General features: G+C 66.5%; 8 protein-coding genes. 3 read left to right on the forward strand and 5 right to left on the reverse strand.

The features are described from left to right. Nucleotides 1–104: 104 nt before the first annotated feature. Complete coding sequence (locus tag IB259_RS16115; protein WP_054458795.1) at nt 105–1,172, reverse strand: LysR family transcriptional regulator; 1,068 nt, start codon at nt 1,170–1,172, stop codon at nt 105–107. 384 nt (nt 1,173–1,556) lie between these two features. Between IB259_RS16115 and IB259_RS16120 the strand changes: the two genes are divergently transcribed. The 3 genes from IB259_RS16120 to IB259_RS16130 all read left to right on the forward strand — a co-directional run bounded on the left by IB259_RS16120 (nt 1,557) and on the right by IB259_RS16130 (nt 7,546). Next, entirely contained in the window at nt 1,557–2,753 is a 1,197-nt protein-coding gene (locus IB259_RS16120; RefSeq protein WP_054458793.1) for an efflux RND transporter periplasmic adaptor subunit, read from the forward strand. Nucleotides 2,754–2,778: 25 nt separating this feature from the next. Then, a complete protein-coding gene (locus IB259_RS16125) occupies nt 2,779–5,994 on the forward strand; it encodes an efflux RND transporter permease subunit (protein WP_054458791.1) in 3,216 nt (1,071 codons plus the stop codon). Between the two features lie 73 nt (nt 5,995–6,067). Next, nucleotides 6,068–7,546: an efflux transporter outer membrane subunit gene (locus IB259_RS16130; RefSeq protein WP_054458788.1), complete on the forward strand. Its 1,479-nt coding sequence runs from the start codon at nt 6,068–6,070 to the stop codon at nt 7,544–7,546. A 467-nt stretch (nt 7,547–8,013) separates the two neighbouring features. Here the strand turns inward: IB259_RS16130 and IB259_RS16135 are convergent, their stop codons facing one another. Genes IB259_RS16135 through siaB form a run of 4 tightly spaced genes read right to left on the reverse strand, consistent with a single transcriptional unit; the run spans nt 8,014 to nt 12,376 of the window. Beyond that, complete coding sequence (locus IB259_RS16135) at nt 8,014–10,590, reverse strand: EAL domain-containing protein (RefSeq protein ID WP_054459221.1); 2,577 nt, start codon at nt 10,588–10,590, stop codon at nt 8,014–8,016. A 35-nt stretch (nt 10,591–10,625) separates the two neighbouring features. Next, entirely contained in the window at nt 10,626–11,426 is an 801-nt protein-coding gene (gene siaD, locus IB259_RS16140; protein WP_054459223.1) for a biofilm regulation diguanylate cyclase SiaD, read from the reverse strand. Then, entirely contained in the window at nt 11,423–11,800 is a 378-nt protein-coding gene (gene siaC / locus IB259_RS16145) for a biofilm regulation phosphoprotein SiaC (protein ID WP_054459225.1), read from the reverse strand. The genes siaD and siaC overlap by 4 nt, the downstream gene beginning before the upstream one ends. Nucleotides 11,801–11,836: 36 nt before the next feature. Next, on the reverse strand, nt 11,837–12,376 hold the full coding sequence (gene siaB, locus IB259_RS16150) for a biofilm regulation protein kinase SiaB (RefSeq protein WP_054459227.1): 540 nt from the start codon (nt 12,374–12,376) through the stop codon (nt 11,837–11,839). Nucleotides 12,377–12,384: the final 8 nt, after the last annotated feature.

Below are 12,384 nucleotides of genomic sequence, written 5' to 3' on the forward strand. Positions count from 1 at the left end.
ATACAGACGTTTCATGCAATTCGAGGGACGCAAGGTCTGTATTTACTACGGGGTTTCCCGTGATTCCCCAGGTGGAGGGCGGATCCGCCCCCCACGCCATGCGCTTACAACGCGTACTCCGCGGCCTCTTCGCGCGCGGTACGGCGGCGCGGCGGCAGGTATTCCTCCAGCGCAGGCCTGGGCGCGGCGGACGGCGCGGCGTTCGCCTGGCCAGCCCCGCGGGCGTAGACGCTGCAGCTGGCCGCGGCCGGATCGGTCTCGTCGCGGCCGCTCAGTAGCGGGCAGCTGGCGAACAATTCAGCGGCCCAGTCGGTGAAGGCGCGCACCTTGGGCGACAGCTGGCGGCTTTGCGGATACAGCACCGAAATCGCGGTGGGGCTGGGCTTCCATTGCGGCAGCACCTCGATGAGTTCGCCCGATTGCAGGTGCGGCAGCGCCATGTAACGCGGTGTCTGGATCAAGCCGAAGCCCTTGAGCCCGCAATCCAGGTAGGCGCCGGATTCGTTCACCGACACCACGCCCTTCATTTCGACTTCCTGGTGCTTGCCGTCGACCCGGAAATCCCAGGCGCAATTGCGGCCGGTACGGCTGGAGAAATAGTGCACGGCGTGATGGTCGCGCAGTTCGTCGATGCTCTGCGGCAAGCCATGGCGCGCCACATAGGTGGGCGAGGCGCAGGTCACGCTCTGCAGCGTGCCGATGCGGCGCGCGACCAGGCTGGAATCCTCCAGGTCGCCGGCGCGGATCACGCAATCCACGGCCTCCTGCACCATGTCGACTGGGCGGTCGCCCAGGCCCAGCACCAGCTCCACGTCGGGGTATTTGTCGTGGAAATCACACAATGAGGGGATCAGGATCAGCCGCCCGATGCAGGTTGGGGCATCGATGCGCAGCCTGCCCTTCAGGCGCAGGGCCGCTTCCTGGAAGCAGGCCTCGGTTTCCTCGACGTCGGCCAGAATGCGCACGCAGTGCTGGTAATAGCCCGCGCCGTCGGGCGTCAGGCCGATACGGCGCGTGGTGCGATTGAGCAGGCGCACGCCCAAGAGGCGTTCGAGGTTCTGGATGATGGTGGTGACGGTGGTGCGCGGAAGCGAGAGGCTGTCGGCCGCCCGGGTGAAGCTATTGGCGTCCACGACGCGCACAAACACCTGCATAGCCTGAAAACGGTCCATGGCGACGGTGTCCTTTAGGGGAAATAGTCGGTGTGGACGGAGCATAACCCGATTTCGGCGTTGATTAGTCGATCCTTACGACTAGTGTTGCCGAAACATCAGGGTTTATCCGACCCCCTAAACCGCTCAGAATGCAAACCATCTTGAAGTGCCCTTGCCGCCAGGCGCCATCAAAGGGCAAGCCTATCCTCAGATTCCGGCACCCGCAAAGACCCGCCCCGATCAGGCGCCTTTGCCTGGGATGCGCAGCAGCATTGCATGTTGCATTGCAGCATTTCCGCCGGATCCCGAGGACAGGCCTGCCCCAGGCCGCCGCAGCCGCCTCCGCCCCCAGGCTCATCCAGGCAAGCGCGCTTTCGCCCCATCATCTCTCAAGGAAACACCATGGTTTCGCGCAATCGTATTGCTGTGCTCGCCGTCTTTGCCGCCATCGTCGCCGCTGGCGGTGGTTATGCCCTCTTCCGCGCTCCCGCTGGCGCCAATGCGGCGCAGGCGCAGACTGCCCCCACGGCGCCGCCAGTCGAAGTGGCCGAGGTCCTGAACAAGACCATCGTGGACTGGCAGCGCTACTCCGGCCGCCTGGAAGCCATCGACCGCGTCGACATCCGTCCCCTGGTGTCGGGCACCCTGACCGCCGTGCACTTCCAGGACGGCAGCATCGTCAAGAAGGGCGACGTGCTCTTCACCATCGACCCGCGTCCCTACGCGGCCGAGGTGGACCGCGCCGCCGCCGCCCTGACCGCCGCGAAGGCCCGCGCCTCGTATACCGCCAGCGAACTGGCCCGCGGCCAGCGCCTGCTGACGGACAACGCCATCGCCCGCCGCGATTTCGAGGAAAAGCAGAACGCCGCACGCGAAGCCGCCGCCAACCTGCAAGGCGCCCAGGCGGCGCTGGACTATGCCAAGCTGAACCTCGGCTACACCCGCATCGAAGCCCCGGTGGACGGCCGCGTGTCGCGCGCCGAGGTCACGGTGGGCAACGTGGTGGCGGCTGGCGCCGGCTCCGTGCCGCTGACCCGCCTGGTGTCGGTGTCCAAGATGTACGCATCGTTCGACGTGGATGAACAAACCTTCCTGCGCTATGTGAACCCTGCGCGCGGCGGCCGCGCCGGCGCCGTGCCGGTGGAGCTGGGCCTGGCCAACGAGGAAGGCTATTCGCGCACCGGCGTCGTGCAGTCCGTGGACAACCGCCTGGACACCACCTCCGGCACGATCCGCGTGCGCGCCGAGTTCGACAACGCCGACGGCCAGCTGCTGCCTGGCCTGTACGCCCGCGTCCGCCTGGGCGGCAGCGAACCGCGCCAGGCCGTGCTGATCGACGAAAAGGCCATCGGCACCGACCAGGACAAGCGCTACGTGCTGGTGCTGGACGACAAGAACCATGCCGTCTACCGCCAGGTCAAGCTGGGCGCCAACCAGGAAGGCCTGCGCGTGGTCGATTCGGGCCTGGCCGCCGGCGAACGCATCGTCGTCAACGGCCTGCAGCGCATCCGTCCCGGCGATGCCGTGACCCCCACCGTCGTCCCCATGGTTGCGGCCCAACGCAACCCGGTCAAGACCGCCTCGGCCACCCTGAACTGAGCCGGCGCGTCTAACGAGAACGTCCATGAATATCTCGAAATTCTTCATCGACCGGCCGATCTTCGCCGGCGTGCTGTCGGTCCTGGTGCTGCTGGCGGGCCTGCTGGCCATGTTCCAGCTGCCCATCTCCGAGTATCCGGAAGTGGTGCCGCCGTCCGTGGTCGTGCGCGCGCAGTATCCAGGCGCCAACCCCAAGGTCATCGCCGAAACCGTGGCCTCGCCGCTGGAGGAATCCATCAACGGCGTCGAGGACATGCTGTACATGCAGTCGCAGGCCAACAGCGACGGCAACCTGACCCTGACGGTCAACTTCAAGCTGGGCGTGGACCCGGACAAGGCGCAGCAGCTGGTGCAGAACCGCGTGTCGCAAGCGCTGCCGCGCCTGCCGCCGGACGTGCAGCGCCTGGGCGTGACCACGGCCAAGAGCTCGCCCACGCTGACGCTGGTGGTGCACCTGATCTCGCCCAATGACCGCTACGACATCACCTACCTGCGCAACTACGCGATCCTGAACGTCAAGGACCGCCTCGCCCGCATCACCGGCGTGGGCGAAGTGACGGTGTGGGGCTCGGGCAACTATTCCATGCGCGTCTGGCTGGACCCGCAGAAAGTCGCCCAGCGCGGCATGACCGCGAGCGAAGTGGTCGCCGCCATCCGCGAACAGAACGTGCAGGTCGCCGCCGGCGTCATCGGCGCGTCCCCCACGCTGGGCGACGTGCCGCTGCAACTGAACGTGAATGCCCGCGGCCGCCTGCAGACCGAAGAGGAATTCCGCGACATCATCCTGAAGACCTCGCCCGATGGCGCCGTGACCTACCTGTCGGACGTGGCCCGCGTGGAACTGGACGCGCAGGAATACGGCTTGCGGTCGCTGCTGGACAACAAGCAGGCGGTGGGCATGGGCATCATGCAGTCGCCCGGCGCCAACGCGCTGGACGTGTCCAGCCAGGTGCGCGCCGCCATGGCCGAGCTGTCGCAGGACTTCCCGCCGGGCGTGGAATACCGCATCGAATACGACCCCACCCAATTCGTGCGCGCCAGCATCAAAGCCGTGGTGACCACGCTGCTGGAAGCGATCGCCCTGGTGGTGCTGGTGGTGATCCTGTTCCTGCAGACCTGGCGCGCGTCCATCATCCCGCTGCTGGCGGTGCCCGTGTCCATCGTGGGGACCTTCGCCCTGCTGCTGATGTTCGGCTATTCCATCAACGCGCTGTCGCTGTTCGGCATGGTGCTGGCCATCGGCATCGTGGTGGACGACGCCATCGTGGTGGTGGAAAACGTGGAGCGCAACATCGCCGCGGGCCTGAGTCCGCGCGACGCGACCTATCGCGCCATGCGTGAGGTCAGCGGCCCCATCATCGCCATTGCGCTGACGCTGTGCGCGGTGTTCGTGCCGCTGGCCTTCATGACGGGCCTGACCGGCCAGTTCTACAAGCAGTTCGCCATGACCATCGCCATCTCGACGGTGATCTCGGCCTTCAACTCGCTGACCCTGTCGCCCGCGCTGTCGGCCATCCTGCTCAAGAGCCACCACGACAAGCCCGACTGGCTGACCCGTGGCATGAACCGCGTCTTCGGCCGCTTCTTCAACTGGTTCAACAATATGTTCGGCCGCGCGTCCGAGTCGTACGGCACGGGCGTCACCAAAGTGATCCGCCGCAAGGCCAGCGCCATGGGCGTGTACGCCGTGCTGGTGGCCGCCACCGTCGGCGTCTCCTATCTGGTGCCCGGCGGCTTCGTGCCCGCGCAGGACAAGCAGTACCTGATCGCCTTCACGCAGCTGCCCAACGGCGCCTCGCTGGACCGCACGGACGCGGTGATCCGCCGCATGAGCGACATCGCCCTGAAGGAACCCGGCGTACAGAGCACCATCGCCTTCCCCGGCCTGTCGATCAACGGCTTCACCAATAGTTCGAGCGCCGGCATCGTGTTCGTCATGCTCAAGCCCTTCGAAGAGCGCAAGAACGCCGCGCTGTCGGGCGACGCCATCGCGGGCTCGCTCAACCAGAAGTTCGCGGCCATCCAGGACTCGTTCATCGCCGTGTTCCCGCCCCCGCCCGTGATGGGCCTGGGCACGCTGGGCGGTTTCAAGTTCCAGATCGAAGACCGCAGCGCCGCCGGCTACGCCGCACTGGACAAGGCCAAGCAAGCCTTCCTGGAAAAGGCGCGCCAGACGCCGGAACTGGGCCCCGCCTTCTCCAGCTATGAGATCAACGTGCCGCAGCTGGACGTGGACCTGGACCGCGTCAAGGCCAAGCAACTGGGCGTGCCGGTGACGGAAGTCTTCGACACCATGCAGATCTACCTGGGCTCGATGTATGTCAACGACTTCAACCGTTTCGGCCGCGTCTTCCAGGTGCGGGCGCAAGCCGACGCGCAATTCCGCGCGCACGCCGACGACATCCTGCAACTGAAGACCCGCAACGTCGCCGGCGAAATGGTGCCGTTGTCCTCGCTCGTCACCGTCAACCAGACCTTCGGCCCGGAAATGGTGGTGCGCTACAACGGCTACACCGCCGCCGACATCAACGGCGGTCCGGCGCCCGGCTACTCGTCCGACCAGGCCCAGGCCGCGGCCGAGCGCATCGCCGCCGAGACCCTGCCGCGCGGCATGAAGATGGAGTGGACCGACCTGACCTACCAGCAGATCCTGGCGGGCAACGCGGGCCTGTGGGTGTTCCCGATCAGCGTGCTGCTGGTGTTCCTGGTGCTGGCCGCGTTGTACGAAAGCCTGACCCTGCCGCTGGCCGTGATCCTGATCGTGCCGATGAGCATCCTGGCCGCGCTGACGGGCGTCTACCTGACCGGCAACGACAACAACATCTTCACGCAGATCGGCCTGATGGTGCTGGTGGGCCTGTCGGCGAAGAACGCGATCCTGATCGTGGAATTCGCCCGCGAACTGGAAATGAACGGCCGCAGTCCGCTGGACGCCGCCATCGAGGCCAGCCGCCTGCGCCTGCGCCCCATCCTGATGACGTCCATCGCGTTCATCATGGGCGTGGTGCCGCTGGTGCTGTCCTCGGGCGCGGGTTCTGAAATGCGCCAGGCCATGGGCATCGCGGTGTTCTTCGGCATGCTGGGCGTGACCCTGTTCGGCCTGTTCCTGACCCCCGTGTTCTACGTGCTGCTGCGCACGCTGGGCGGCAAGACGCTGCACTCCGCCGCGCCGCACGAGGCTCCCGTGTGCGTCCCGCACGTGGCCCCGAACGCGCAACCCGCCCAGCAACATCACGCCTGAGCCGGCTCACCACAGTAGCTAGACAGCGCCTTCCGCCCCCTAGGCGGAAGGCGCCCACAAGAGAATAGTCATCATGATCAAAAGACTGACCCGCGGTTCCGCCCTGCTTGCCGTCCTGCTCGTGCTGGCCGGCTGCGCGGTGGGCCCCACCTACGAACGCCCCTCGGCCGCGGTGCCCGCGGCCTTCAAGGAAGCCGCCCTGCCCGCATCCGAGGCCGGCACCTGGAAGACCGCCGAACCGTCGGAAGACGCGCTGCGCGGCGCCTGGTGGAAAGTGTTCGGCGACGAAGGGCTGAACCAGCTGCAGGAAGAAGCCCAAAAGGCCAACCAGAACCTGCAGGCCGCCGCCGCCCGCCTGACCCAATCGCGCGCGCTGCAACGCGAAGCCCGCGCCGGCTTCTTCCCCAACCTGGACGCCGCCTTCGGCCCCAACCGCCAGCGCCCCTCGGCCGTGTCGCAGGGCCTGCCCGACGGCACCTCGACCAGCCCGGTCACGACTTGGCGCGCCCAAGGCGCCGTTTCCTACGAAGCCGACCTGTTCGGCCGCGTCGCCTCCACCTACGACGCCGCCAGCGCCGACGCCCAGCAAAGCGAGGCCCTGTACCGTTCCGTGCTGCTGGCCCTGCAGGCCGACGTCGCCACCACCTACTTCCTGGTGCGCGAACAGGACGCCGAATCGCAGCTCTACCGCCAGACGGTCAAGCTGCGCACCGACACCCTGCAACTGATCCAGCGCCGCTACGACGCCGGCGACATCAGCGAACTCGACCTGGCCCGCGCCAAGGCCGAACTTGCCAGCGCGCAATCCGAAGCCCTGGGCATCGACCGCCGCCGCGCCGCCTCCGAGCACGCGCTGGCCGTGCTGCTGGGCCGCGCCCCGTCAGACTTCGCCATGCCCGAGCAGCCCATCCAGAAGGTCGCGCTGTCGATCCCCGCCGGCCTGCCATCCACGCTGCTGGAACGCCGCCCCGACATCGCCGCCGCCGAACGCGCCATGGCCGCCGCCAACGCCCGCATCGGCGCTGCCAAGTCCGCGTTCTTCCCGCGCCTGGACATCACCGGCGCCTTCGGCTACGAGTCCTCGGACCTGGGCAACCTGTTCCAGTGGTCCAGCCGCACCTTCCTGCTGGGTCCGCTGGTCGGCGCCGCGCTGTCCATGCCCATCTTCGACGGCGGCCGCCGCCAGGCCGGCCTGGACCGCGCCCGCGCCGTCTACGAGGAAGACGTCGCCGTCTACCGCCAGACCGTGCTGAACGCGTTCCGCGAAGTGGAAGACAACCTGGCCAACCTGCGCATCCTGGCCGACCAGACCAAGGCGCAAGACGCAGCCGTCGACGCAGCCGCCCGCGCCGCCAAGCTCTCGCACACGCAGTACCGCGAAGGCTCCATCAGCTACCTGGACGTCATCGAAGCCGACCGCAGCGTCCTGCTGCAGCAACGCGTCGCCGTGCAGCTCAGCGGCGAACAAGCGCGCTCGGCCGTAGGCCTGATCCGCGCAATTGGCGGCGGCTGGGAGAATCCGGTGCCGCCGGAAACGGTGGCATCGAAGTAAGAGGCAGGCGCGCCACGGGCAAGACACGGCGGCCCGTGGCGCCAAGCGCGCAGCGCCTGCGACAGCAACCGCGACCGCAGTCACAGTCGCAGTCGCAATACCAAGCGTATGCCCCAGGTCGGCCGCCCGCGCGGCCGACCTGGGGCGGGCCCCGCAAGATCTTCCACCATCCGCCACCGGCGCCAAGAACGCCAAGCAAACCACCCGCCCCAACACCCGTAAAGATTCAACCAGCCGAGCCAGTCGCTTCGGCGGCCTGGCGTGCGCGGGGCGTCGATAAGCCCGAGGGAATCGGAAGGGAAGGCCGAAGGCCTGGACGACGATGACGAAGGGGAAGTCCGGAGCGAACGCTCCGGACCGCAATCGTTGCCCCGCGCACGCCAGGCCGCCGAAGCGACTGGCGCCTTAAGAACCAACGGAAGCCACAGAAACCACAGAAGCGGCGAAAGCAGCAGCAGCCAAAGAACCTACGGCCGCCCCCGCAGCCACTCCTCAAGATCAGCAGCCGGCAACGGCGGCGAAAACAAGAACCCCTGCCCCGCCGCACACCCCTGCTCGATCAAAAACCGCCGCTGCTCTTCGTTCTCGACGCCCTCGGCCACCACAGGCAGACTCAGGCTCTCGCCGATACGAATCACCGCGCTCGTCAACGCCCGAGCCGCGTCATCGCTCTCCAGCCCCTGCACGAAACTGCGATCCAGCTTCAGTTCATCCACGATCAGTCGCCGCAAATGCCCCAGGCTGGAATAGCCAGTCCCGAAATCGTCCATCGACAACCGCACCCCCAAGCGATGCAGCTCCGCGATCGTCCGCAACGTACCCGCCGTCGCATCCAGCACCACGCCTTCCGTGATCTCCAGCATCAGATCCGCCGCCGCCAGCCCGAACTCGGCCAGCGTCGCCTCGATCAACCGCGGCAGATTCAGATTGTGGAAATTCGTCGCAGACAGGTTCACCGACACCGACGGCACCCGCAGGCCCTTCGCCCGCCAGACCGCCAACTGCGAACAAGCCTCGTGCACCGCCCAGTCGCCCAGGTCGCCGATCAACCCGCATTCCTCGGCCAGCGGCACAAAGCGCGCCGGCGAGATATCGCCCAGCGTCGGATGACGCCAGCGCGCCAGCGCCTCGACCCCGTACAGCTGACCGTTCTTCAACCCCACCTGCGGTTGATAGTGCAACCGCAAAGCCTTCGCCTCCAGCGCATCGCGCAAGGCGGCCTCCAGCGCCAGGCGCTCCTGCGCCTGCCGGTTCATTTCGGCGCTGAAGAAAGAGATGCGGTTGCGCCCCGCCGTCTTGGCCTGGTACATCGCCATGTCGGCATGGCGCAGCAACGTATCCATGTCGCGTCCGTTCTCGGGGAACACGCTGATGCCGATGCTGACCGAGGGATTGAGCGTGATGCCGCCCACCGAGAACGGCTGAGCCAAGGCGACCAGCACATGCTCCGCCGCCGTCGTCAGTCGACCGTGTTCAAAGTCCGGCATCAGCATCACGAACTCGTCGCCCGACAAGCGGCCCACGATGTCGGTCGCGCGCGCCAGGCGGCGCAAGCGCTGCGCCACGTCGCGCAGCAACGCATCGCCTATGGGATGGCCCAGCGTATCGTTGACCTGCTTGAAGCGATCCAGATCCAGGAACAGAATGGCGACACGCTTGCGCTCGGGTTCAGCGCGCGCGATGGCCTGCTCGGCCTGCGCCAGCAGCAGGTTCCGGTTGGGCAAGCCGGTCAGTTCGTCATAGAACGCCAACTGGCGGATACGCGCGCGGGCCTCCTCGCGCTCCAGCGCCAGCGCGCACAAGTACACGCACACGTCCACCAGCCGGTGATGGAAATCGTCGGGCAGACGCCGCTCGCGGAAATAAAAACCGAAGGTGCCTATGACCCGGCCATCGCTGGACTTGATCGGCGACGACCAGCAGGCCTTCACGTCGTCCGGCAGCGGCAGGTGTCGATAGTCGTCCCACAGCGGATCGGTGGAGATGTCCGGCACGATCACCGGCCGGCCCAGGAAGGCAGAGGTGCCGCAAGCGCCCGCCTGCGGCCCGATGGCCACGCCGTCCAAGGCGTCGGTGTAGGCTTGCGGCAGGCTGGGCGCGGCCAGCGGCCGCAGCAGCCCGGCATCGTCCACCCGCAGGACGCTGGCCGCGACTTCGGGCGCCAGACGTTCGACCTCGCGGCACACCATGTTCATGACCTCGACCACCGAGGCCTCATTGACCATGGCTTGCAGCACGCGGCGCTGCAAGACTTCGTGCACCTTGGTGGGCGTGATGTCCGTCAGCACGTCCACGATATTGACCAGGGCGCCGCGTTCGTCGAACACGGAGTTGGCCATCACCGACACCCACAGCGGGCGGCCGGCGCGATCGTAGACCAGCACGTCCTTGTGGTAGCCCTCGCGGCAGGCGATGCGGCGGCCCAGCTCTTCGCGCGTGCCGCCGTCCGGCCTGCCTCCGGCCAGCAGTTCGCCCAGCTCCTGGTTGACGGCGTCGCCGCGGGAAAAGCCCAGCATGCGCTGGAAGCCGTCGTTCACGTAGAGGATGCGGCCGTCCTTGCCCGACACCGCGACGGCATTGCCGGTTTCGTTGATGCCCAGCAACAGGAGCCGGATCTCTTCCTGGCGGTCGGCATCCGCGATGGATTTGCGGGAGATGACGGAAATGCGTACGACATCGCCGGCTTCGCCGGCGATGGGCATGTAGGTGGCTTCGATCCAGACGAAGCCGCCGTCCTTCTTGCGATAGCGGCAGGTGCCGGTGAAGTGCTTGCCGCCCAGCAGCCGGGCCCAGACCTGCTCGCCGCCGACGATGCCCTTGCCTTCGTCCATGCTGTCGCAAAGCATGTCATGGCGCAGCTCCAGGGCCTCTTCGCGGGCATGGCCGACCAGGGCGAGAAAATTCGCGTTGGCGTTCAACAAGGAGCCAGCCGGATCAAAATCGAACAGCAGCAGCGCCCGATCCATGGACGCCAGATAGGTGGCGGAGTGCCACGCGGCGCCTTGAGGGCGCTCGTCGGTAACGCCTGGATAAGAATCAAGCATATGGGGCTCCATGCCGGATAACAGCTGATCCGGTTTCATCTGCGCTTCGGAAACCCGAGTTCGACGCGGTCGCGTCCGTCCTGCTTGGCCAGGTACAAGGCCTGGTCCGCACGGCTGAGCGTTTCAGAGAAAGTTTCTCCCAACTGGTGATATGCCATGCCTATGCTGACCGTCAATCTCAACACGCCATCTCCCACCGTGATTGCCAAGGCGCGCACCGCGCCCACCAGCCGGTCCATGACGCGCTGGGCGTCCTCGGGCTGGGTGCTGGGCAGCAGCACCAGGAATTCCTCGCCGCCCCAGCGGCCGCATAGATCGTATTCGCGCAAGTTGTCGCCCAACGCGCCGGCCAGCTCGACCAGCGCGCGGTCGCCTGTTTCATGGCCATAGCGGTCGTTGACCGACTTGAAATGATCCACGTCCAGCATCGCCACCACGAAGGTCGATCCGCCGCGAGACACGCGCAAGACCTCCTGCTTGATCATTTCCATCAAGGCGCGCCGGTTCAAGAGGCCGGTCAAGGGATCGCGATTGGAGGTTTCCTGCAATGCGGAGTTCAGGTCCCGCATCATGTTCTGGTAGTGGTCCGAGATGCGCGCGATGCGGGTCAGCCGGCGCAGTTGCCGGTCGAAACGGTCGCATAGGCCCAGCTCGCGTTCGTGCGCCATGCTCTGGTAGGCGTCCGACAGTTGGGTCACGCGCTCGATGCGCGCCATCTGTTCGGCCGTATGCCGCCAGAGCGCGTCCAGCGCTTCATGCAACGGATGGCCCTGATAGACCGGATCCGCCAGCAATTCGGCGATGCGCTTGTCCAGCTGGGCGGCGTCGGATTTCATTGGCGGCCGACAACGGAAAAGGGAAACGTGCAGTCTTCCTTGAATTCCTCGGCCAGTTCGCCGACGCGCTCATTGCGCATGTCGTAGAACCAGGTGACGCTGACCTCGCGGCCCTTGTTGTGGGCAGCCTCCAGCAGATCGAAGATGTCCATGACGGACTTGATGCTGCTGGTGTTCAGGTAGAGCAGTTCCAGCTCCAGCTTCAGGGGCGCGGCGCTGCTCAGCAGATAGGCTTCGACCCATTCGATGACGGGACCGAACAGCTCGAAGGAATTCTCGGGATAGGAGTCGCCGCGCATCGCCAGCACGCCGGCAGCGGTGTCGGCGGTGATGGCGGGCGTGGACTGGGTCCCGGGAATGTTCAAATCGTTCATTAGTTGCTCCAAATATATTCTTGGCCCGGCACGCCTTCAGATCACGACGCTCAGGCTGAAGAAGGCCTGCCCGGGCGCTGCGGCGGGCGTCAGGCTGGCCTCCAGCGGCGCGCCAGCGCGGCGGGCGATATCGATCAGCCCCAGGCCGGCGCCCGAGGCGACGCCCTGGGCGCGCGGCTTGTGCAGCTGCGCCTTGTACTCGGCCTTCAGCGCCGCCTTGTCCAGCGCGGCCAGTTCCTGGATGCGGGCGACCAGCGCCTCGCCGTCCTCCGCCTTGACCAGGTTGCCCGCCGACACCACGTAGCGGCTTTCATCGCGGCGGCCGATCACCACGGTGGCCGAGGCGTCCAGGTCGTCATGCAGCGCGGCGTACTGGCGGATGTTCTGGATCATCTCTATGTAGACGGAGAAAACGTCCATGGCCTCGGCCGGCCGCGCGTGCTCCGCGTTCAGATAGTTCTTGAGCGCATTGCCGATTTCCTCGATCAGGCTGCGGGAAGTCGGTCCGTTGAAGCACAACAGAGTGCGATTCTGGTTGAACCGTTCGCCCAATGCGTAAAGATCGGAGGCATTCATGGGGGTAA

Source organism: Achromobacter sp. ACM04 (assembly GCF_014851465.1).
In the GTDB taxonomy this organism is placed as follows: Bacteria; Pseudomonadota; Gammaproteobacteria; order Burkholderiales; family Burkholderiaceae_B; genus Achromobacter; species Achromobacter aegrifaciens.